Origin of the sequence: Streptomyces sp. NPDC088194 (assembly GCF_040702025.1) — a bacterium.
Lineage (GTDB): Bacteria > Actinomycetota > Actinomycetes > Streptomycetales > Streptomycetaceae > Actinacidiphila.
The window spans coordinates 1-22,032 of sequence record NZ_JBFBIV010000056.1; the positions used below are offsets into that span (position 1 = coordinate 1).

At 70.5% G+C, this 22,032-nt stretch carries 15 protein-coding genes and 2 pseudogenes; 9 read left to right on the forward strand and 8 right to left on the reverse strand.

Annotated elements, in window-relative coordinates:
• Positions 1–111: 111 nt before the first annotated feature.
• Both AB0399_RS26940 and AB0399_RS26945 read right to left on the reverse strand, forming a co-directional pair.
• On the reverse strand, positions 112–2,757 hold the full coding sequence (locus AB0399_RS26940; RefSeq protein WP_366413104.1) for a PA14 domain-containing protein: 2,646 nt from the start codon (positions 2,755–2,757) through the stop codon (positions 112–114).
• 389 nt (positions 2,758–3,146) lie between these two features.
• A complete protein-coding gene (locus AB0399_RS26945; protein WP_366413105.1) occupies positions 3,147–4,868 on the reverse strand; it encodes a carboxylesterase family protein in 1,722 nt (573 codons plus the stop codon).
• A 105-nt stretch (positions 4,869–4,973) separates the two neighbouring features.
• On the opposite strand from AB0399_RS26945, the gene AB0399_RS26950 reads away from it, so the two are divergent.
• The 3 genes from AB0399_RS26950 (at position 4,974) to AB0399_RS26960 (ending at position 7,415) form a co-directional block, all read left to right on the forward strand.
• A complete protein-coding gene (locus AB0399_RS26950) occupies positions 4,974–5,717 on the forward strand; it encodes a TetR/AcrR family transcriptional regulator (protein WP_366413106.1) in 744 nt (247 codons plus the stop codon).
• A gap of 342 nt (positions 5,718–6,059) precedes the next feature.
• Positions 6,060–6,236 carry a hypothetical protein gene (locus AB0399_RS26955; protein WP_328472913.1) on the forward strand — a complete coding sequence of 59 codons (177 nt, stop codon included), beginning with the start codon at positions 6,060–6,062 and terminating at the stop codon, positions 6,234–6,236.
• Positions 6,237–6,242: 6 nt separating this feature from the next.
• Positions 6,243–7,415 carry a hypothetical protein gene (locus AB0399_RS26960; RefSeq protein ID WP_366413107.1) on the forward strand — a complete coding sequence of 391 codons (1,173 nt, stop codon included), beginning with the start codon at positions 6,243–6,245 and terminating at the stop codon, positions 7,413–7,415.
• A gap of 238 nt (positions 7,416–7,653) precedes the next feature.
• On the opposite strand, the gene AB0399_RS26965 is transcribed toward AB0399_RS26960, so the two are convergent.
• On the reverse strand, positions 7,654–8,127 hold the full coding sequence (locus tag AB0399_RS26965; protein WP_366413108.1) for a MerR family transcriptional regulator: 474 nt from the start codon (positions 8,125–8,127) through the stop codon (positions 7,654–7,656).
• A 119-nt stretch (positions 8,128–8,246) separates the two neighbouring features.
• Between AB0399_RS26965 and AB0399_RS26970 the strand changes: the two genes are divergently transcribed.
• Positions 8,247–9,299 carry an aldo/keto reductase gene (locus tag AB0399_RS26970; protein WP_366413109.1) on the forward strand — a complete coding sequence of 351 codons (1,053 nt, stop codon included), beginning with the start codon at positions 8,247–8,249 and terminating at the stop codon, positions 9,297–9,299.
• Positions 9,300–9,543: 244 nt separating this feature from the next.
• Positions 9,544–11,118: a benzoylformate decarboxylase gene (mdlC, locus tag AB0399_RS26975; protein ID WP_366413110.1), complete on the forward strand. Its 1,575-nt coding sequence runs from the start codon at positions 9,544–9,546 to the stop codon at positions 11,116–11,118.
• Positions 11,119–11,258: 140 nt separating this feature from the next.
• On the opposite strand, the gene AB0399_RS26980 is transcribed toward mdlC, so the two are convergent.
• Complete coding sequence (locus AB0399_RS26980; protein ID WP_366413111.1) at positions 11,259–11,642, reverse strand: GntR family transcriptional regulator; 384 nt, start codon at positions 11,640–11,642, stop codon at positions 11,259–11,261.
• Positions 11,643–12,157: 515 nt separating this feature from the next.
• Between AB0399_RS26980 and AB0399_RS26985 the strand changes: the two genes are divergently transcribed.
• Positions 12,158–15,898: a carboxypeptidase regulatory-like domain-containing protein gene (locus tag AB0399_RS26985; protein WP_366413112.1), complete on the forward strand. Its 3,741-nt coding sequence runs from the start codon at positions 12,158–12,160 to the stop codon at positions 15,896–15,898.
• 158 nt (positions 15,899–16,056) lie between these two features.
• Here the strand turns inward: AB0399_RS26985 and AB0399_RS26990 are convergent.
• Both AB0399_RS26990 and adh read right to left on the reverse strand, forming a co-directional pair.
• A pseudogene (locus AB0399_RS26990) lies at positions 16,057–16,302 on the reverse strand (aminoglycoside phosphotransferase family protein); the annotation flags it as partial.
• 117 nt (positions 16,303–16,419) lie between these two features.
• The gene (gene adh / locus AB0399_RS26995) at positions 16,420–17,937 is read right to left on the reverse strand and encodes an aldehyde dehydrogenase (protein ID WP_329361718.1); all 1,518 of its coding nucleotides are present in this window, start codon (positions 17,935–17,937) and stop codon (positions 16,420–16,422) included.
• 216 nt (positions 17,938–18,153) lie between these two features.
• Between adh and AB0399_RS27000 the strand changes: the two genes are divergently transcribed.
• Entirely contained in the window at positions 18,154–18,402 is a 249-nt protein-coding gene (locus AB0399_RS27000) for a hypothetical protein (protein WP_366413113.1), read from the forward strand.
• An 85-nt stretch (positions 18,403–18,487) separates the two neighbouring features.
• On the opposite strand, the gene AB0399_RS27005 is transcribed toward AB0399_RS27000, so the two are convergent.
• Positions 18,488–19,720, reverse strand: a complete 1,233-nt coding sequence (locus AB0399_RS27005; protein ID WP_329361713.1) for a transcriptional regulator — start codon at positions 19,718–19,720, stop codon at positions 18,488–18,490.
• Positions 19,721–20,045: 325 nt separating this feature from the next.
• On the opposite strand from AB0399_RS27005, the gene AB0399_RS27010 reads away from it, so the two are divergent.
• Both AB0399_RS27010 and AB0399_RS27015 read left to right on the forward strand, forming a co-directional pair.
• Positions 20,046–20,483 carry a universal stress protein gene (locus tag AB0399_RS27010; protein ID WP_366413114.1) on the forward strand — a complete coding sequence of 146 codons (438 nt, stop codon included), beginning with the start codon at positions 20,046–20,048 and terminating at the stop codon, positions 20,481–20,483.
• 120 nt (positions 20,484–20,603) lie between these two features.
• A complete protein-coding gene (locus AB0399_RS27015; protein WP_366413115.1) occupies positions 20,604–21,068 on the forward strand; it encodes an ASCH domain-containing protein in 465 nt (154 codons plus the stop codon).
• 37 nt (positions 21,069–21,105) lie between these two features.
• Here AB0399_RS27015 and AB0399_RS27020 read toward each other — a convergent pair.
• Positions 21,106–21,942, reverse strand: a pseudogene (locus AB0399_RS27020) (ROK family protein); the annotation flags it as partial.
• Positions 21,943–22,032: the final 90 nt, after the last annotated feature.

A 22,032-nucleotide genomic window follows, 5' to 3' on the forward strand; every position in this document is an offset into this window, starting at 1 on the left:
CAGAGTGCGGTCCGGGCGAAGGGCGGGGCGATGCAGGAGAAGGCGATCAGCGGGGCGGGCCCGGCCGGCGCCGTCCCCGGTGGGACGGCGGGTGTCAACTGCCGGAAGGGGTCAGGACGTTCCCGCCGCGGCACCGGCCGCGATGAGCTTGCGGTTGATGTCCCGAACCGGCCCGGGCTCGACCTTGACGACCTCGCGGTCGTAGGTGATCAGCCCGTTCAACTCGCCTTCGACGTCGCTGAGTTGCGTGTACACCGAGCCGGACAGGTTGCCGGCCGCGGCGGACAGCAACTGGCTGGTGTTGTCGACGTAGTCCTGGGTCAGCTCCGCGATGGTCGAGGCGTCGCCACCGTAGTTCTGGCCGCCGGAGACCCCCAGGATGTGGCCGGGCACGTTCAGCGAGTACCCGCCGTGCTCGCCGTCCACGGCGGCCCGGGTCGCGTCCGGGGACGGGAACGCGGGACCGTGGTACACGTGGTAGTCGATCAGGTCGCCCTTGCCCGAGTCGCCCTGCGAGGCACAGCAGTTGACGCCGGACGCGGCATCGACCAGCCGGCTCGGGTCCTGCTGCTTGATCGAGTCGGCCAGCGCGCCGGTGGCCTCCTTGGACTGCTCGCCCCAACCCTCGTTCATCATGGTCCAGACGATGATGGACGGGTCGCTGAGGTGCTGGTCCACGATCTCGTGCGCCTGGTCGCTGAACGCCTTGTCGCTGGCCTCGCTCGCGCCGGGCCCGACGTTGCGGCTCGGCATGTCCTGCCAGACCATCACGCCGAGCTTGTCGGCCCAGTAGTACCAGCGCGCGGGCTCGACCTTGATGTGCTTGCGCACCGTGTTGAAGCCGAGCTGCTTGTCCAGCTCCAGGTCGGACTTGAGGGCCGCGTCGGTCGGCGCGGTGTAGATGCCGTCCGGCCAGAAGCCCTGGTCCAGGTTGGCCAGCAGGTAGGTCGGCTTGCCGTTCAGCTCCACCTTGTTCACGCCGCCGACCTTGGCGACGGACACCGACCGCATGCCGAAGTACGAGCCCACCGAGTCGTACGAAAGGCCGTCGGTGAGAGAGACCTTGAGGTTGTACAGGTACGGGTGGTCGGGGCTCCACAGCTCCGGGTGCGGCACGTGCAGCGTCAGCTTCCGGCCCACGGTGCCGATGACCGTGCCCACCGGCTTGCCGCCCGCGTACGCGGTGGCGTTCACCAGGGACCACGCGGGGGTGCCGGCGGACGGGCGCACGGTGACGGACAGCGTGTCGTCGGACAGGTTCGGCGTCAGGACCAGCGAGTCGATGCTCGCCTTGGCCACCGGCTCCATCCAGACGGTCTGCCAGATGCCGGAGGACGGGGTGTACCAGATGCCGCTGGGGTCGCTCGACTGCTTGCCGGTCGGCGTGTTGGGGTCGATGGTGTCCTTGACCTTCAACGTGAGGGTCTGCGGCCCGCGGCCGGCCAGCGCGTCGGTGACGTCGGCGGTGAACGCCTCGTAGCCGCCGACGTGGTGGGCGACCTGCTTGCCGTTGACGTAGACCCACGCCTCGTAGTCCACCGCGCCGAAGTTGAGGTTCAGCCGGTTGCCCGAGCCGACCCGCCAGTTCCGCGGAACGGTGAACGTGCGCTGGTACAGCGACCAGTCATGGTGCTCGGCGACGCCGGACAGCGGCGCCTCCATCGGATACGGCACCAGGATCGACCCGCTCAGCTTGCCGTTCGGCAGCGCGGCGTTCTCGGCGGTGCCCTGGAACTGCCAGGTGCCGTTGAGGTTCTGCCACTTGTCACGGGTCATCTGCGGCCGGGGGTAGTCCGGGAGCGCGTTCTCGGGGCTGACGTCCTTGGCCCACTTGGTGGCGAAGTACCAGGTGGAGTTGTTGGTCGCCAGGCCGGAGAAGAGCGGGACCGGGCCCGCGGCGGTGGCCAGGCCGCCCTGCCCGTCGTAGCTGATCCGGACCTTCGCCTTCAGCGCGGCGGGGATGTCGGACTTCCCCGCGGTCAGCAGCAGTTGTGACCTGTCGGCGGGGTTGACAACGATGTCGGGCGTCCACCGACTGCTGCCCGCGATGACCGCCAGGTGCTTGCCGAGGTCGGACGGCAGCGAGTTGACCGCTCCGGGCAGTTGCACGGTCGCGCTCTTGCCCGAGGACGTGACCGCGGCGTCGACGGTGGGTGCGGTGAAGCCGGCCGGCAGGTGCAGCGCGGAGTCGGGGATCGCCTGCCGGGTGATCCCGGGGCCCGACCACTCGGTGGTGATGTACGCGCCGCCGTCGCCCTGGTTGTAGTCGAACGCCAGGGTGTGCGGGCCGGCGGTCAGCGTGATCGGCTCGGACTGCGTCTGGACGTCCCAGTCGGTCGTCCAGTGGTCGATCACGCTCGACCCGTCGAGCGACATGCGGAAGCCGTTGTCGCCCTTGATGTAGAACGTGTACGTGCCGCCGGCCGGGACGTCGAGCTGGCCCGTCCAGTGCGCGGCGACGTTCAGGGTCGAACCGGCGTAGTCGCGCAGGGTGGGCAGCAGGTCGGGGACGTTGAGGGAGTTCTCGACGCCGGTGCTGCTGTACTGCGCGAAGTCCAGCGACGTGGCGTCGGAGCTGAGGTAGTAGTCCGCGCGCAGGCCCTGCGGGGTGTCGGCGACGGGCGCCGCGGACCGGGCGGCGGACGCCGGTTCCGCGGCGCCCGCGGTGGTCGGGACGAGCAGTGCCGCGCCCAGCAGCAGCGGTACCAGGGCGGCGAATCGGCGTCGGTGCGGTGGGCGGAATCTGCCTGATCTCACTGCGGATACACCTCTCCGTGGGAGAACTCGGCGTCCAGGGAACGGCGGAGGAACGGCGGAGGGATATGCCGCCACCACCATCTTTCCAACGTTGGAAAAGTGGACGGTAGGAATGAAAGCAGGGTGGTGGGGCGGCGTCTACCCCCTGTGCAATGACTGCGCAAAGTCGTTTTGGTGCCGTTTTGCTGCGGTGGTCCACGGCTCGCGGCAGGGAACGGGAAATCGAATTCGGCGCAGTTGTCGCCCTTGCCGAATGTGGCGACGTCGTGTCCTTCGGCGCGCTGCGGGCCCCTTCGGCGCACTTCGGCGCACTTCGGCGCCCTTCGGTGAGCGGAAGGGCGCCGAAGGCGAGGTACCTCATGCGGCGAGGACGGACACCGTGGCGGCCGTCAGCCGTCGATGGTCTTCCAGAAGCCGCACTGGTGTTCCTGGGCGAGATCGACCGGTTCCGTCTTCCCCGGTTGCAGCGACTGGACGTGTCGGCCGGTTCCGAATCGGGGCCAGGGCGCCGTGCCCTGGCCGTTCGGGTCGCCCGTGTAGGCGAACCGGGCCCAGTAGCGCACCATCGTGTCCGCGAGTCGGTGCTGGGCGGGAGTGGCCGGACCGGGGAGCTGCTCGTCGTCGAAGAGATACTCCAGCTCGCTGCCGTGGAACGCCCCGGTGGGGAAATCGGGTTTCTTGAGGGTGTCGAACCAGGGAGCTTCGGCGTCGTCGAACTCGTAGGCGTAGGTCGGCACGTGCCGGTCCAGGGCCAGGTCCCGGTCGAGGACCGTGCACCCCCAGGCCCAGTCGGTGACGACGGCGGACAGCGCCTCGCCGGGGGAGTGGAAGTGGTCGGCGGGGTAGCGGGCCAGGACACGGGCCGCGTCGCCCGGGGTGAAGAGGGCCCGGATCTGCTGCCGGTAGCCGGCGTCGGTCGTCGTCTGGCCGGTCGCGGCTTCGATGGCCGCGGTGAACAGGCGGTGTTCGTCCCGGGTGGTTCCCTGGATGACGGGGACCCGGTTGAAGTGGCCGGTGGCGAACGCCTGTTCCGGGCTCACGGGCAGCACGCCGCCGCCGACCGCCGGTCCGGACCCGAGCCCGTAGTCGGACCACTTGACGAGTTCGTCCACGGGTACGGCGCGGAGGCAGGCCGCTGCTGTCCGGCGGTCGGAGCAGCCGACCTTGGCCGCCAGGTCGAGCCCGTGCCGCTCGCGCTCCGCGCGCGGCAGCGGGAACCAGGTCGCCGGACCCGGTGACCATTTTCGTCCCGTGCACTGGGCGCTTTGCAGGATCGCCTTCTGGAAGAGGCCCGCTGACCCCGGCGCCACGAGATGCGCGCAGACACTGGTACCGCCGGCCGACTCGCCGAAGAGCGTGACGTTCGCCGGGTCGCCGCCGAATGCCGCCGCGTTGCGCCGCACCCACCGCAACGCGGCCTGCTGGTCCTCCAGGCCGAAGTTGCCCGACAGGTGCTTGGCCGGACCGTGGTCGAGCGCGGGATGATCGAGGAATCCGAAGACGCCGAGCCGGTAGTTGAAGCTGACCACGATCACCTTGCCCATGGCGGCCAGGCGCTGCGCGTCGTAAAGGCTCCCGGCGCCGTTGATGAAGCCGTTGCCGTGAATCCACACCATCACCGGCAGGCTGCGGGCGCTGCCGCGCGCCGGCGTGGTGACGTTCAGATAGAGGCAGTCCTCACTGCTGCTCTGCTGGTCGATGAGCCCCGCTGCCTGTGCGCAGCGGTTGCCGGGTTCGGTGGCGTTCCGCACGCCGGACCAGGACGCGGCCGGCTGGGGCGAGGCCCAGCGCAGCCGCCCCACCGGCGGGGCGGCGTAAGGAATCCCCTGGAACATCCGGGTGTCCGTGCCGAGGCGGCCTTCGACCAAGCCGGTGTCCGTCCTGACCACGGTGGCGGGACCGGCTGGGCCACCCCCGGCGCGATGGGCAGCCTGCGAGCATCCGGCCGCGCCGATGATCATGGCGCCGCAGAGCAGAGCGGTCAGCAGGGACCGTAAACGCGACCGCAGGGAGGTCCGCGACCTGCCATGGCCCGGTGAGAGGTCCTGCTCGATGGGCTGGCCGATGGGCTGGTCGGTGGGTTGGTCGGTGGGCTCGCCGGTGGGATTCATCGACGTTCTCCTCCTCAAACTAGTTCGTGTGGGGTCCACACTAATATAAAGTGTGAGGCACCCACGAAGTCAATGCCCTGCGGACGAGACACGGAGACGGGCCCGATGCCGACAAGTGACGATGAGCGGCTGCCACCTGGCCTCGCCCTGGCGTGGGGGCTGACCGCCAAGACGGGGCGGCTGGGCCGGAAGCCCTCGCAGAGCGTCGAGGGAATCGTCGAAGCGGCCGTCGCGCTGGCCGACGCGGAAGGCTTCGCGGCACTGTCCATGCCGAATATCGCCAAGCGGGTGGGGCTCAGCGCCAACGCGGTCTACCGGTATGTCAGTTCGCGGGACGAACTGCTGGTGCTCGTCGCCGAGACCGCGTGGGGCCCGGCGCCGGACCTGGAAACCGGTACGGACCGGTGGCGGGCCGCGGCCGCCAGGTGGACCAGGGCGATGATCGAGCGATGCGACACCCATCCGTGGCTGCCCGACCTGCCCATCCGCGGGGCGCCCGCGACCCCGAACCTGCTGCGCTGGACGGAAGTACTGCTGGAAGCGCTCACCGGCGCCGGGCTGAGCACCGCCGAATCGCTAGGGTGCGCGCTGCTGCTCGACGGCTACGCGCGGCGCATCGCCAGTGCCCGCCGCGACGTGCGCAACAGCAGTGCTGCGCCGGTCCAGTCGGCCGCCGTGGCGCAGTTCCTCCAACCGCTCCTGCATGAGCACGGATATCCCATTCTGGCGGCCATGATGACGGACAACGCATACGACGATGCCATCGGCGACGACGACGTGGACTTCGGCCTGACCCGAATCCTGGACGGAATCGAGGTCCTGATCGCTCGACGTACGAAGGACTGCTGAACCGCGGCTTGCCCAGCGGGAATGCGGCCCTCCGACCGCCGGTGCGGCCACGCACGCGGTCTGCTGACGGCCGCGAAGATGCGCCCGCCCCGGCAGCGGACCGGGGCGGCAACCTCCTCCAGGAGGGCGGCCGGGGCGACTTCCTGGTCCACGTCGAGGTACGCGACTGAGCACACCCTGAGCCCTTTCCGATCTGCCCGGGCCGACCGCGCAACGTAGCCCGCCCGTTCACGCCGTGGCGCCGGCAACTGCGCATTCGCCGGGCCGCCGAGGCGGGCGTAGCGTGGAGCATACGTTCGGAAAGCCGCGATGAGGATTCCTCAGCGTGAGGAGCTGACGCGTATGAGTAAGAACTCCCAGGTGAAGGGCCACCACGGTCTGGGTGCGCGAGGACAGGGGAAGCTGCTCTACTTCCACACCCAGATCGCGCATGTGGTTCGGGAGTCGAAAGACCAGATTCTCGACAAACGTCACCGCCCGCACGATCACCGCCAGCCCAACGGCCACTGGACGTCGTGACTCGCCATGGCTCACATATCTGATCTGACACCCGAAATCCTGGCCGCCCTGCGCACCCCGAGGCCGTATCCCGCGATCACCCTGGCCATGCCGACCGAGCGGGACTTCCCGTTCGGCGAGAAGGACCGCATCATGCTGCGTGACCTCACCATCGAGGCCAAGCGGCAACTGGCGGAAGACCCGGACGTGGAGCGGGGCGCGGCGCTGGAACTGCGGGACCGCATGCTGGTTCCTGACGTGATCGAGGACGCCACCGATCCGGTCCGCGCCCACGACGCGCTGGTGATCTATGTGACGCCGGGGGAGGACGTCCAGGTGTGGCAACTGACGTCGCCCGTCACACCGCGCGTGGAGTTCGCCACGGTGTTCCTGACTCGTTACCTCGTGGCCGCCGAGCAGCGCTCGCAGCCCTACCTGGTCCTCGTCCTCGATCAGGAGATGTGCCGGCTGTACAGAGGGTCGGACCGGCAGTTGGTGGAGGTGAAGGAGCACGGCTTCCCCGACTCGCCGCAGATCCCTTCCCCCGAGGATTCCCTGCCCGGGCCCATTCCCCACTCGGCGCCTTACGAGGGACACGGCGAGCGGGTCAAGCAGTATCTGCGGACCGTCGACGCCCGGCTGAAGCCGGTGATGAAGGAGTACAACGGGGCGCCGCTGTTCGTCATCGGCAGCGACAAGATGCTCTCGGCGTTCAAGGGACTCAACGGCCACGCGCACCTGATCGCCGGCGCGTTGCCGCTGACCGGCATGAACACGCGTCCGGCCGCGGAGGTGGCGGAGCGGTGCGAGCCGCTCCTCGCGGACTTCCACGCCCGGCAGGTCGCGGAAGCCGTCGCGGAACTGGACGCGGCACGAGCACAGGACAAGTACGCGAGCGGAGCGCCGCAGGTGTGGACCGCGGTCGCCGACAAACGGGTACGCCGACTGCTCGTGGAGGAGAGCCTGGTGCTCGCGGGCAGGGTCGGCGGCGACGGGCGGGAGCTGGAGGTCATGCCGTTCCCCGAACCGGTGACGCTGCCGGAGCCGAAGCCGGATGTCGAGCCGCCGGCCCGCGCGTCCGGCGTGGCTACCGACATCGTCGAACAGCTGGTGGAGAACGCCATGTTGGCGGAATCCCGGGTGATGTTCGTACCCGACGGAACGCTCCCCGACGGTGTGGCGGCGGTGCTGCGGTACTGACCGCCGCGGGCGGTGAAAGCCTCCCGCGCGCCGCCGGCGACTGGTCGAGTGTCCTGGCGACCGGGGCCTCGACCTGCTCGTCCGTGATCTTCCGCGGCGCTCCCGCACGCGGCCGGTTCACCCACCCTCCAGCGGTCCGCGGCGAACCGGCACCGCCGCTTGCGCACCGTGGACCGGGCGCCGACTCGCCCCGCAACCGCAAGCAAACTGACGACTCAGGACATGTGGCTGTGCACGTCTACTCGACCGCCGCCTCGTGGCGAAGCACGGGTGCGTGTTCTTCGTGCGGCGAAGGTGCTGGGGCGTGACACTGACGGTCGCCGGCGCCGCCGTCAGTGTCGACGAGATCCTCGTACACCCTCACCTTGAAGCTGATCAGATCCAGACATCGAGTGAGCCTCCCGATCTGAGCGGTGACGTCCGCTTGGTGTTCACGCATGAGCGTGAGCCGTTCGTTCTCGTTGCCCGCTCCTTCCCTGACGAACTCGGCATATCGGCGGAGCCTGGGCAGGGGCATGCCGGAGGCACGGAGAATGACGCAGACGGTCAGCCAGTCCACGTCATCCTCGGTGTAGACGCGGCGCCCGCCCGGTCCTCGTCGCACGGGATCGACGAAGAGGCCCTCTCGCTCGTAGAAGCGCAGCGCGTGAACGCTCAAGCCGGTGCGTTCGGCGACCTGTCCGATGCTCAAAGCCGCTGTTCCCTCGTCCATGCCGCTCAGGGTAGCGAGGGTTGACCTAGAGCCGAGTCCAGCTCCTAGGGTTCCCCGTGGGATCGACGCTGTGTCGCTCCCACGACGGATCACGCCAATGAGAATGAGGGAGCATCGTCATGCGCTATCGAGCCCTTGGCGGAACCGGTATCGAGGTCAGCGTCCATTGCCTCGGGACCATGATGTTTCAGGACGGCTGCAACTCCGACCACGACGATTGCGTCCGCATCATCCACGCTGCCCTGGACCAGGGAATAAACTTCATCGACACCGCCGACATGTATGGGCAGGGTGAGTCGGAGGAGATCGTGGGAAAAGCGCTGAGGGGACGCCGAGACGACGTCGTACTGGCCACCAAAGTGCACTTCCAGATGGGCGAGGGTCGCAATCGCAGCGGCAACTCACGGCGTTGGATCATCAAGGCGGTCGATGAGAGCCTCAAGCGACTGAACACCGACTGGATCGACCTCTACCAGGTCCACCGCCCCGATGACTCCACGGACATCGAGGAGACGCTCTCGGTGCTCAGCGACCTCACGCATCAGGGGAAGATCCGCGCCTTCGGCTGCTCGACGTTCTCGCCGGCGGAGATCGTCGAGGCACACTCCGTCTCGGAGCGGCGCGGTCTGGCACGTTTCCGCACCGAACAGCCGCCCTACTCCATTCTGGCCCGCGGAATCGAGACCTCGCTCCTGCCCGTCTGCCGGCGCTACGGGATGGGAGTACTCGTCTGGAGCCCCCTCGCCTTCGGATTCCTTACCGGAAAATACCGAAAGGGTCAGGCGGTCGACCTGTCAACCGGCCGTGCCGCGCTCCGGCCGGCGCAATTCGATCCGACGATCGCCCAGAACGCCGCCAAGCTCGACATCGTCGAGCAGCTCATCGAACTTGCGACAAGCATCGGCTGCACTCTTCCCCAGCTCGCTGTGGCCTTCACCGTCGCCCACCCCGCGGTCACCTCGGCGATCATCGGACCCCGAACCATGCAGCAGTTGGAGGACCTGCTCAAAGGCGCTGCGCTCACCCTGGACGATGCGACGCTCGACCGAATCGACGAGATCGCTCCGCCTGGAACCAACCGATACGATCCCAACGCCCTCATGCCCCCGCGATCACTGACGGACCCCACCTTGCGGCGCCGCCCACTGGCCGAACGCGCCGCAGCCGAATGACCTGATCCCTGTCCGAGCTGAAGCAGCGGAACGGGGGGGTGTTCCGCACGTCAACCAGGTCGTCGGCGCGCTTGCCGTCTGTCGCCCGCAGCCGCCAGTAGAGCGATGGCGGTCGGGCCGTTCAGGTGAGTCGGATTCCGACATATTTGAGATGATATGTGGATGGGCATCTAGGGTCGAGGGGACTGAACAAGCACCCACCCAAGGGATTGAACAAGCACCCACCTAAGGGGCAGACCCGACCATGGCGACCGTCAACGAGGCGTTCTACGGGGTGCTCCGTCATCACGGAGTCCAGGCTGTCTTCGGCAATCCGGGGTCGAACGAGCTGCCGTTCCTGACCGGGCTTCCGGACGACATTCCCTACTACCTCGGTTTGCAGGAGGGCGCCGTCATCGCGATGGCGGACGGATTCGCACAGGCCACGGGCAGCGTCGGCTTCGCGAATCTGCACGCCGCCGCCGGAAGCGGCAACGCGATGGGGTGCATGACCAACACCCAAACCAGCCACACACCGGTGGTCGTGATGGCCGGCCAGCAGACCCGACGCTACGTACCGGTCGGCGCCATGCTCACCAACGTCGACCCCGTCAAGCTCACCGAGCCTCTCGTGAAGTGGGCAGGCGAACCCCTGCGCCCCCAGGACGCCCCCGCGCTGGTGTCCAAGGGACTCATGCTCGCCGACTCCGCCCCACGCGGCGTCGTCTACCTGTCCGTGCCCCTCGACGACTGGCCCGAGCCCGCGGACGACACCGCGCAGGCCCTCCTGCTCCAGCGTGCCGTGGACGGGTCCCCCGTCGTCACCCCGCAGACCGTCGAGACCCTCGTCACCGCACTCGACCGCGCCTCCAACCCGGCGCTCGTCCTCGGCCCCGGCGCCGACACGGAACAGGGATTCCAGGCCGCCATCGCGCTGGCCGAACGCGCCCGCCTTCCCGTCTGGGTCGCCCCCAGCGCCCCCCGCTGCCCCTTTCCCACACGGCACCGCTGCCACCAAGGACTGCTTCCGACCGACGCCGGCTCGCTCGCCAAGATCCTCGCGCGATACGACACCGTCGTCTGCTTCGGCGCCCCGGTCTTCCGCTACCACGCACCGAGCACCGAGGACTTCTTCCAGCCCGGCACCGCGGTCTACGCCGTCACCGACGACCCCGACGAAGCCGCCCGCGCACCCTTCGGCCGGATGTTCGTCGGCGACGCCTCCGACGCCCTGGTCCGCGTCAGCGATGCGGTCACCGCAAGCGACCGGCCGTGGCCCGCGCCGCTCACGATCGCCGAAGCTGACACCAGCGGACCGCACTTCACCGCCGAGGCCATCCTCGACGCCGTCGACCGCGGTACCCGCGACGACGACACCGTCTTCTCGCTTGAATGGACCTCCGCGGAGATGTTCCGCGACCGGCTCACGATCACCCGCGCCCGCTCCCTGTTCTACTCCGCCGCCGGAGGACTCGGCTGGGGCCTCCCCGCCGCGATCGGCCTCAAACTCGGCCGCCCCGACCGGCCCGTGGTCTGCCTGCTCGGCGACGGCTCCCCGCACTACACCATCGCCGGCCTGTGGACCGCGGCCCGCCACAAGGTCCCGGTGACCTTCGTGGTGTGCACCAACGGCAAATACCGCGCGCTGGAGGAGTTCGCCGAGGCACTGGACGTCCCCAAGGGCGAGTATCTCCACATCCCCGACCTCGGCATCCTCGACATCGCCCGCGGCTACGGGCTGGAAGTCCACCGCGCCGAAACCCTCGAGGACCTCACCGAGTACCTCAAGAAGGGCCCCGATGCCAAAGGCCCGCGACTCGTCGAGATCCTCCAACGCTGAACTCGGGACCGGGCAAGCCGGAGGTCGCGGTGGACTTGGTCCACCGGTCAACAGCGAACGGGCATCGGACGGGCCGTCCGGGCGAATCTCCGGCGGGCCCAAAGTCGCGATCGGGCCGGCCACCAGGATTCGGCCAGGGCCTACCGGGGTGCTGCGGTGAGGGTGAGGCGGATTGCCGCGAGCAACTGCTCGTCGCCGGCGCCCAGTCGGCGCGCGGTGGTGACGTAGGCAAGGGCGGCTCGGGCGAGTTCGTCGTCGATGGCTGGTCGGGTGTGTGTCGGTGGCGCGACCCGCGTTCCTGCTCCACGGCGGCTTGTGACCATCCCGGCGGATTCCAGTTCCTGGTAAGCCCTGGCCACCGTCGAGATGGCGAGCCCGAGGTCGGCGGCGAGCTGCCGTACAGGGGGGAGCCGGTCGCCCTCGCCCAGGTGGCCGCCCAGGATGAGGTCGGCCACCTGGGCGCGGACCTGTTCGTATGCGGGGATGGCGCTGGAGGTGTCCACGTTTACGGTCAGTTGGTTCATGCCGTGGCCTGGTGGGGGGCGTGTTGCCTGGTCAGCTTGGCGAACAGGTACACGAAGGCGTATCCGCTCGCTGCGTCCGGCCGCTCTTCGTCAGGTGGCAACTCCTCGCCAGCTGGCAGAAAGCAGCCACCGCTGTCGTCTTGTTTCTCGGTCGCCCGGTTGACAGCCTCGGTTCGGCGAAGGCCAGGTGCTGCGGCGCCGCACTCTCCTTCGGGTAGGGCACACCGGACGCCGGCCGCGCACCACGTGACGGCAGGTCTGTCGCGGCGTGCGACGGATGTCCTCCTCGCCACTGGCGGCGCGGGGGCCGCCTCTTCCACTGGCCGCGATGGCGGGGCCGGCCTGTTTCGTCCACGACACCCTTGCGGCAGGTGAGTTGACCGCGCCGAGGCACGCCGGTCACGACTCTGTACGGACCGCTCCAAGGGGTGTTCGCCTAACTTACGGAGCGCTTGTTGAGATCAGGACATCAGTCTGGGCCGCGTTCGGGTCGGCGTATCCTCGCCGGCCTCGCCGTGCTTGCCGCCGCTGTCGCGGGGCTGGCCGGAACGTCGGCGCCGGTCCACGCCGCCCCCGCGGAGCCCTCGCCCGCCGGGAGTGTGCAGAGCATGTGCGGAGCCGCCGAGCCCGGCGACTTCACCTGCTTCGCCCTGCGGCGCACCGACGTCAAGGCGGTCAAGGGGTTGCGGGCGGCCGTCGCGGCGCCCAGCGGCCTGAGCCCCGCCGACCTGCAGAGCGCCTACAAGTTGCCGTCGGACGGCGGAGAGGGCCAGACCATAGCGATAGTCGACGCCTTCGACGATCCGCAGGCCGAAGCGGACCTCGCGCTGTACCGCCAGCAGTACGGTCTGCCCGCCTGCACCGCCGCCGACGGCTGTTTCACCAAGGTCGACCAGCGCGGTGGCAGCGGCTACCCCGCCCCCGACGCGGGCTGGTCCGGCGAGATCTCGCTCGACCTCGACATGATCTCCGCGGCCGCCCCGAAGGCCCGCATCCTGCTCGTGGAAGCGGACAGCGCCTATCCGCTGGACCTGGCCGCGGGCGTGGACGAGGCGGTGGCGCTCGGTGCCAAGTTCGTCTCCAACTCGTGGGGCTCGAACTACCAGCTCGCGCCCGAGGACCCGGCGGAGACCGCCCTCGATTCGCACTTCGACCACCCGGGCGTCGCGATCGTCGCTTCCTCCGGCGACTCGGACTACGGCGTCTCGTACCCCGCCGCCTCCCCGTACGTGACGTCGGCCGGCGGGACCTCCCTGGTCCCCGACTCCGGCACCGCGCGCGGCTGGTCGGAGTCGGTGTGGAACAGCGGTGCCGGCAAGGGCACCGGGTCGGGCTGCTCGCTCTACGAGCCGAAACCCTCCTTCCAGACGGACTCCGGCTGCGCCGGACGCACCGTCGCCGACGTCTCGGCGGTCGCCGACCCCGCAACGGGACTCGCCGTCTACGACTCCTCCGGGGGCGGCTGGATCGTGATCGGCGGAACCAGTGCCTCGGCACCGATCATCACGGCCACGTACGCCGACGCGGGCACCCCGGTGGCCGGTACGCGCCCCAACGAGTACCCGTACCTGGCCTCGTCGTCCGCGCTCAACGATGTCACCGGCGGAAACAACGGGGCCTGCGCCGGTTCCGCTTCGTACCTGTGCACAGCCGGCGCCGGCTACGACGGGCCGACCGGCCTCGGCACCCCGAACGGGCTGGACGCCTTCCGGCTGGGCGCGCACGGCGAGGTGTCCGGCACGGTCACCGACCGGTCCGGAAAGCCGGTCTCCGGGGCGGTGCTGCACTCCGGGCCCTATTCCGTCATGACCGACGCCCGGGGCGCCTACACGCTGGCGATGAAGGCCGGCACGTACACCTTCACGATCGACGCCTACGGCTACGCCGAGGCGAGCGCGTCGGCCTCGGTCTCCGACGGCGCGGGCACGCATCTGGACGCCAGGCTCAAGCAGTTGGCGGTCGAGAAGGTCTCCGGGACGGTCCGGGACGGTGCCGGCCACGGGTGGCCGCTCTATGCCAAGGTCACGGTCAAGGGCGTGCCGGGCGGCCCGGTGTGGACCGATCCGCAGACCGGTGCCTATACCCTGCGGCTCCCCGAGAAGCACACGTACACCCTGCAGATCACCTCGACCGAACCCGGCTACCTGCCGGCGACCCGGGACGTGGTGGTCACCACAGGCAGCAGCCGGGCCGACTTCGCGCTGCAGGGAGACACCTGGGCCGGCACCAACCCGGGCTACACGCTGAGCGTCAAGACCGCCAGCACCGAGCCGTTCGACTCCACCGACTCCGCGGCACAGGCATGGAGCGTGGTCAACGCCCCCGGCACCACCCAGGGCTGGGTCTTCGACGATCCGGGTCACCGCGGCAACCACACCGGCGGAACAGGCGGTTTCGCCATCGCCGACAGCAACTACGTCAACACCAGGCTCCCCGAGGACACGCAGCTCATCAGCCCTGTCTACGACCTGTCCGGGGACGTCTCGCCCGAACTCACCTTCGACACCGACTACCGGGGCAGCTCCACACAGACCGGTGACGTCGACATCTCCCGCGACGGCGGCAAGACCTGGACGAACCTGTGGCATCAGACATTCCAATGGCTGCTCGGTCCGAGCGACGTCGAGATCCCGCTGACCGCGTACGCGAGGCAGTCGGACATCAGGGTGCGGTTCCACTACACCGGTCCCGGGCTCTACTGGGCGCTTGACAACGTCTCGGTGGCCGATCGCGTCCTTTCTCCCGTACCCGGTGGCCTGATCACCGGCACCGTGGACGACGCCAACACCCACCAGGGCGTGATCGGTGCGACCGTCACCGACGTCGACTCCTCGGTGCAGGCGGTGACCGTGGCCACCCCCGACGACCCGGCCATCGGCGACGGCTTCTACGCCGCCTTCGAACCGGGAAGCGGCAAGCAGCACTTCACGGGTGCCATGCCCACTTACACGTCGTCGGCCAGGTCCACAAGGATCGCGGCGAACAAGACGGTGCGGCAGAACTTCTTCCTCAAGGCAGGTCGCCTGGCGGTCGTCCCCGGTTCCGTCAGCGCCGACGTCCAGGCGGGCCACCGGGTCACCGAGCGCCTGACGGTGAAGAACACCGGCGACGAACCGGCCTCCTGGACAGCGATCGAACGCAGCGGGACGGAACCCGGATCGCCGAGCGCCGGTACTCCCGCCGACGCCTGGCAGTCCATCGCCAACCTGCCGGTGCAGGTGTACGACAACGCCGTCGACACCGTCCAGGGCACCGTCTACTCGGCGTTCGGGACCAGCCCGGCCGGCGGAAGGCTCAGCTCTCTGTACGCCTACGGTCCGAAGGCCGACAGCTGGAGCCAGCGTGCCTCCGCACCGCAGGCCGGCGCGGAGCCCGCCCACGGTGTCATCGACGGCAAGATCTACTACGCCGGCGGCTGGGGCAGCAGCGGCCAGCCGGTCGCCGCGACGCAGGTCTACGACCCGGCGGCCGACACCTGGACACCGGCGGCCGACGAGCCCAAGGGATACGGCGGCGCGGCGAGCGCCGTACTCGACGGACGGCTCTACTCCGTCGGGGGCTGCACCAACACATGCGGCAGGACCGACGTCCAGGTCTACGACCCGGCGACCAACGCCTGGTCCGCCGCAGCCGCCTACCCCGAGCCCATCTCCTGGGGCGCCTGCGGAGCCATCGACGGCAAGCTCTACTGCGCCGGCGGTGTGACGTCCAGCAGCGCCCCGGTCGCGGACGCCTACGTGTACAACCCGGCCTCCGACAGCTGGTCGCGCATCGCCGACCTGCCGGTCATCCTGGCCCAGTCGTCCTATACCGCGGCCAACGGCGAACTCCTCCTTTCGGGAGGAATCACCGATGTCAACGGCAACTTCCTCGCCACGGCGCACGGATACGCCTACGACCCGCAGAAGGACACCTGGAACGCGCTGCCCGACTCGCCGACGGCAACGACCCGAGGCGGCGGTGGCTCCGGAATGTACCGCGTCGGCGGAACCACCCGCCTGCCCAACGCGGTCTCCACCGCCCAGGTCCTGCGCGGCTACGACGAGACCGAGTCCGATGTCGGCTGGCTGTCCGTAAGCCCCGGGAAGGTCACCCTCAACCCGGGCCAGAAAGCCACGGTGACCATCACCCTGGACGCGACGGGCCTCAGCCGGCCCGGCACGTACACGGCGACGCTTGAGCAGGCGAGCAACACCCCGTATGCGCTGGCGCCCGTTCCCGTGACCCTCAAGGTGAGCGGCTCCACCGCGCACTGAACCAGATGCCGCCAGGGCCCGGCGCACGTCCCGTACCGCCGGGACATGCGGGAGTCCGTCCAGCCAGCCGACCGGACGGGCTCCCGCCGTGCCCGGTGGCGCGGGGCAGGTCTGCAGGCGATCCCAGTCATGGCGACGTCCCAGAGGGGACGGCCCGGGTCGGCCAGGTCCCCGGGCCACCCGGTTTGGGTATCGACCGCGACGGCCGCGCTGGTCTCATGCAGGCGCCGCAGCAGACTCCCCACCGATTCCAGAGCGGTCTTCGTCATCGCCCAGTCCGGGAACGGCGGCAGAGCCACGTCGCCGGGGATGAAGGTCAACTGTTCCCGGCCACCCTCGGTGAAGCCGACAGGAGTCGGCGTCGCGTCGAAGCCGTGTTCCTTCAGCGCAAGGAGGTAGGCGTGCTTGGCCGAGCCGCAGGAACAGGGCGTGCGGGGCGACGAACGGCTCGCCGGCGCTGACGGCCGCGAAGATGCGCCCGACCGGGCATCAGGCCAGGTCAGACGCATCCTCGCTGGCCTCTAGAAGAAGCCGAGCTTCTTCGGGGAGTAGGAGACGAGGAGGTTCTTCGTCTGCTGGTAGTGCTCCAGCATCATCTTGTGGTTCTCCCGGCCGATCCCGGAGTTCTTGTAGCCGCCGAACGCCGCGTGCGCGGGATACGCGTGGTAGCAGTTGGTCCACACCCGGCCGGCCTTGATCTCCCGGCCCATCCGGTAGGCGGTGTTGCCGTCGCGGGTCCACACCCCGGCGCCGAGGCCGTAGAGCGTGTCGTTCGCGAGCTTCAGCGCCTCGTCGACGGAGTCGAAGGTGGTCACCGACACCACCGGGCCGAAGATCTCCTCCTGGAAGATCCGCATGTCGTTGGTGCCGCGGAAGATCGTCGGCTCGATGTAGTAGCCGCCCTCCAGCCCCTCGACGGTGCGCTTGGTGCCGCCGGTCAGCACCTCCGCGCCTTCCTGCCGGCCGATGTCGATGTAGGAGAGGATCTTCTCGTACTGGTCGTTGCTGGCCTGCGCGCCGAGCATGGTGGCCGGGTCGAGCGGGTCGCCGCCCTTGATCGCCCGGGTGCGCTCCAGGCAGCGGGCCATGAACTCGTCGTAGATCCCGGCGTGGATCAGCGCGCGCGACGGGCAGGTGCACACCTCGCCCTGGTTCAGCGCGAACATCACGAAGCCCTCGACCGCCTTGTCCAGGTAGTCGTCGTCGGCGGCCATCACGTCCGGCAGGAAGATGTTGGGGCTCTTGCCGCCCAGTTCCAGGGTCACCGGGATGATGTTCTCGCTGGCGTACTGCATGATCAGCCGCCCGGTGGTGGTCTCGCCGGTGAACGCCACCTTCGCCACCCGCGGGCTGGACGCCAGCGGCTTGCCGGCCTCCACGCCGAAGCCGTTGACGACGTTGATCACGCCCGGCGGGAGCAGGTCCGCGATCAGCTCCATCACCAGCAGCAGGCTCGCCGGGGTCTGCTCGGCCGGCTTGATCACCACGCAGTTGCCCGCGGCCAGCGCCGGTGCCAGCTTCCAGGTCGCCATCAGGATGGGGAAGTTCCACGGGATGATCTGCCCGACCACGCCCAGCGGCTCGTGGTAGTGGTACGCCACCGTGTCCGCGTCGATCTCGCCGATCGAGCCCTCCTGGGCCCGGATGGCGCCGGCGAAGTAGCGGAAGTGGTCCACCGCCAGCGGCAGGTCCGCGGCGAGGGTCTCCCGGACCGGCTTGCCGTTCTCCCAGGTCTCGGCGACCGCCAGCTTCTCCAGGTTCTCCTCGATACGGTCGGCGATCTTGTTGAGGATCACCGCGCGCTCGGTCGTGGACGTACGGCCCCACGGGCCGGCCGCCGCGTGCGCCGCGTCCAGCGCGGCCTCGATGTCCGGCGCGGTGGAGCGGGCGACCTGGCAGAAGGTCTCACCCGTCACCGGCGACGGGTTGTCGAAGTACTGGCCCTCGGCGGGCGCGACCCAGTCGCCCCCGATGAAGTTGTCATAACGTGCGGCGTAGTTGACGATGCTGCCTTCGGTGCCGGGTTGCGCGTAGACCATGGCGGGGCTCCTGAGAGTACGCAGAGGTACGACGTGACCACTGTGGCCGCCCGAGGTTGGCGAAAGGTTGGCACGGCGGCCGGGGTACGGCATCGGTGCTCCGAGCACGCGGGCGCCCGTCCGCACCCGTCCGCACCGTGCCGCCGCCGCCGTCTTCGCCGCCGCGTTCGGCGCAAGGGCGAAGCGAAGACACCGTGAAGGGATAGTGTGTGCGGTGTGTCCTTGAGATGGCGCAAGTCGCTTTCCATAGCGGGGTGTTCGCTCGCGATCGACGTGTTCCTCGTGGCGTACTGGCGCTGGGGTATGCACGACTCGTGGGCCGCGACCACCCGCTTGGATGTGGTCCTGCTGGTCTTCACCGCCGCCACCACCGCGTACACGTGGTGGTGGTACGGCGACCCGCGGCGCGAGGAGCGGGTCCGGCGGCTGCGCCGGGAGCGGGACGAGCGGGCCCGGCTCAGGTAGGAGGCACCGTTCGCGGCGCCCTCCTGGCGGCGGGTGGTCGTCATGGCGGCGGACCCGCACCCGTCGGCGGTCGGCCGGCACCCCGTCAGCGCCGGGACGCGCCGATCCGGCTCACCGCGATACCGCGGCGCACGTCGCCCGGTCCGAGCAGCCGCAGCGCGTGCTCGTGCACCTCCGTGTCGTACGGTGCCCGCTCGCCGTAGCGCAGCGCGTACTCCGGGCGGGCCGCGGCCAGCACCGCCTCGCGCACCACCACCTCCAGGTGCTCGCGCCAGGCCACCACGCCCGGCGCCTCCGACAGCGGCAGCAGCGGGCCGCGGTAGCGCTCCACCGCGGTCCCGGTGTCACCGCGGCCCAGCGCCGCCAGCACCTCGACGGCGTCGCACACCACCGGCGCGGTCAGCGCGTACGTCCGCGTGGCGACCGCGCCGTCCAGGGCGCGTCGCAGGTGCGAGACCTCGGCCTTGAAGGTGGACGCGGTCACCGGCCGGTCGCCGTACAGCGACGCGCGCAGCCGCTCCGGGGTGAAGCCGCCCGGCTCCAGCGCCAGCAGCGCCAGGATCTCCAACTGCCGTGGCGGCAGGTGCAGCGGCGCGCCCGCCCGGGTCACCCGCGCCGGGCCCAGGCAGCGCAGCTCCACGCCCGGCGGCGCCTGCCCGCCCTCTGCCCCGTCCCGCAGCCGCGCCTCGATCGCGGTGGCCAGGGTGCGTACGGTCGGCAGCGCCAGCGGGTGCGAACGGTCCCAGGTGGTGGACAGGTCGAGCACGCCGAGCACCCGGCCGTCCGGGCCGTGGATCGGCGCGCAGTAGCAGACCCAGCCGTGCAGGGCCGCGACCAGGTGCTCGGCGGAGAACACGGTGCTGGGGTGGCCGTTGCGCAGCGCCAGCGACAGCGCGTTCGTGCCCATCGCGCCCTCGTCCCACCGGCCGCCGGGCGCGAAGTTGACCCGTTCCGCGCGGCGCCGCATCACCCGGCCGCCGCAGGTCCACAGGATGGTGCCCGCCTCGTCGGTGACCGCGGCGACGAAACCGGCGTCCTCGGCGATGCTCAGCAGCTCGGCGGTCAGGTCCGTGACCGGCCGGTACAGCGGGGAGCGCGGCCACCCGGCGGTGCCCCCGCCCGCGGCGGGCGGCGCGCTCTCCAGGCCCGGGTCCACGGTCGGCAGCGAGCGCGCCCACGACTCCGTGACCTCCGCCCGCACCGGCGGCCCGCCCGCCGAACCGCGCCCAGCGGACCGCAACTGCGGGACCACCCGGGCCCATTCGTGCTCCAGCAGCGTCCGGCGCCGCTTGAGCGCACCCATCTCCGCCATCGTCATCCCGACTTCGTCGTCGTTCGACCGTCGTCCTGCCGGGCCGGGTCGGGCCCGCCTCTCATTCAAGGGGTGCGCCGCCGCTCCGTCGAGCCCCGCGGACGAAAACCGACGGTTCGAGGGCTTCGCGGGATTCTCGCGGGCTTCTCGGGAGGCTTCTCGGGAGGCTTCTCGGGCTTCTCCGGTCAGGACCGGGACCACCGGCGGGCCGCGCGCAAGGAGTGGCCGACGCCACTCCGGGAACGGGAATGGATCAAGGGACCCGGCCGCTCAACCAAGCGGAGGGCCCGCCGAACCGCGAGAGCCCGTACGGACAAGGAAGTTGGACCCCATGTACAAGAACATCCTCGCCGCTGTCGACGGCTCGTCCCACGGCACCGCCGTGGTCGAGGCCGTGGCATCTCTCGCCAAGCTCACCGGTGCCGCGGTCCAGGTGATACACGTCCGTCCCTCCCAGGTCATCGGCGGCGCGATCGCCAGCACCGTGGTGCCGGTCGAGGAGCGGGAGGAGAGCCGCCGCGTCGTGGACGAGGCGGTCGCGCGGCTGCGCGGCGACGGGATCACCGCGGACGGCGAGGTCGACGAGGGCCTGCGCGAGGAGCTGGCCGCGATCCTCACCGAGCGCGCCGAGGTGCTCGGCAGCGACCTCATCGCGGTCGGCCCCGGCCACTACAGCGGCATCTCCGCCCTGCTCCACCCGAGCGTGAGCCGCGGCGTCGCGAAGACCGCGCACGTATCCGTCCTGCTGGTCCGCAGCGACGAGGCGTAACCCTCCGCCGGCACCCGCCCGTACTACGGCCCCTCCCGGACGTCCGAGAGGGGCCGCGCCGCGTTCCGGCGGCCCACGGTCCCTGCCGCGGCCCGCGGAACCGGCCGCTACCGTGGCCGTATGACCTCCGACTTCGTGCCGCCCGCAGACCTCGCGACGATGCCGAAGGCCGAGTTCGGCTTTCCCGGGCCGCTGCGCGACCAGCTCGTCGCGGCGATCCTCGACGGCTCCAAGACCTCGACGACCGGACTGGTCGCCGACTACGCGCACGAGGGGGAGGCGCTGCCGGAGGTCGGGGACCGCGCGGTGGTCGTCGACTCGGACGACCGGCCGGTCGCGGTCATCGAGGTGACCGGCGTACGGGTCGTCCCGCTCGGGCGGACCGACCTCGCGCACGCCATGGACGAGGGGGAGGGGTACACCAGCGTCGCCCAGTGGCGGGCCGGCCACGAACGGTTCTGGCACAGCGCGGAGATGCGGGCGGCCCTGGACGACCCCGGCTTCACGGTGGACGACGCGACGCCGGCGGTGCTGGAGCGCTTCCGCGTGGTGGGCGAGGTGCGGGCCGAGCCGAACGCGTCCTGAGCCGGGGCGGTCGGTCGGCCGGTCGGTCGGGCGCTCGTCACTTGGACGGGGCGAAGAGGCGTTGGGCGGCGACCGCCGCGCCGCCGCGGGCCCACTCCTCGAAGGGGAGCGGGCGGACCAGGAGGTCGCAGTCGGCGGCGGCGCCGAACGCGTGGGCGGCGAAGGTCTGCCGGATCTGGTCCTCGTACAGGTCGTAGGAGGAGACGCCCTCGCCCGAGATGATGATCCGCTCGGGCCCGACGAGGTTGGCGACCGAGGCGAGGGCGAGCCCCATCGCGTGCCCGGCCCGGGCGAAGACCGCGCGTACCTCGCGGTGGCCGCCGTGGGCGAGCCGGACCGCGCCGGCCAGGCCGAGTTCCGGGTCGCCGGCCGCCTCCCGGGCCTGCTCGGTGATCGCGTGGCTGGAGGCGACCGCCTCCACGCAGCCGGTGTTGCCGCAGGTGCACACCCGGTCGGTGCCGCCGACCGGAAGGTGGCCGACCTCGCCGGACACCCCGTGCGCCCCGGACACCACCCGCCCGCCGATCGACAGGCCGCAGCCGATACCCGCGCCGACGGTGACCAGCGCGAACGAGGAGAGCCCGACGCCCGCGCCGAACCACTGCTCGGCGACGGTGAGGGCGCGGACGTCGTTCTCGATCACGGTCGGCGTGCCCGTCGCGGTCTCCACCAGCTGGGCCAGCGGCACCCGGCGCCAGTCGAGGAAGGGGGAGTACTGCACGGTGCCGGTCCGGCCGTCGACGTCCCCGGCGATGGTGACGCCGATGCTGTGCACGTCACCGTCCCGCGCGGCGCCCGCGTCGGTGCGCAGCCGGGCGACGAGCCGGGCGATCGCGAGGACCACGGTGCCCACGTCGCGGGAGCGCAGCGCGGCGGGGGGGCGGGGCCCGCCGCGCGCGGGGGGGGGGGCGGGGGCCCCGCACCAAACGTGACCCCCGGGCAACAACCCCCCCCCGCCGGGCCC